Genomic DNA, 611 nt, shown 5'->3' on the forward strand with positions numbered 1-611 from the left:
CAGTGTAAATCCGTATTGATGAGCTGTGGCTAAAACATTTTTATCTCGTTGTTGAACATCTATTACAAAGCGGTAAAGGTTATCCGGGGCTTTGTCGCACTCATCTTCATCATTGTCGCTAAGGCCTACCAGTGCATGGGCTTTTTGAACCACTTGATCATAAAAGTTTATAATCGGTGTTGGATCCTCAACATCTTGCACCATCGCGGAGGGTAAAGTCAGAACGGAGTATTTCCCTTCAAGCTCAGCCCAGGGTGCTGGGTAGTAGCGAATGTAATTGCGCCATTGCTCGGGTGTATCCCTGCCAAGCTTGAACCAGGGGGCTCTGACAGCCCCTGAGATGGTAATATCAAAAGAATCCGTCCCATTTTCATCCGACTCTATGTAAATCAACCCTGAAGCCCTGTCACGATCTTGCTGCACACCTTCTCTCAGCTTAAAACTATCAGTAGCAACCCCAACTCTCTTTAATTTTCCTGGATCATATGTTGTATAAATTAAGGTATGTGCCCCGATTCTTACTCTTGGTCGTTGGCCCCACGGATCATAAGCCAAGGATTTCTGTTCAATCGTGATAGGTTCTCCTGGCACTCGATAAAGCCCTGTGCTTA

The 611-nt window shown here is 45.7% G+C and carries 1 protein-coding gene; it reads right to left on the minus strand.

Annotated features, from left to right (window positions below; translation table 11 throughout):
* Positions 1 to 611, minus strand: a 611-nt coding sequence (locus tag E1189_RS19905; protein WP_268921668.1) for a M60 family metallopeptidase, incomplete at both ends; no start/stop codon positions are given.

The organism is Parendozoicomonas verongulae (assembly GCF_009711465.1).
Classification (GTDB): Bacteria; Pseudomonadota; Gammaproteobacteria; order Pseudomonadales; family Endozoicomonadaceae; genus Sansalvadorimonas; species Sansalvadorimonas verongulae.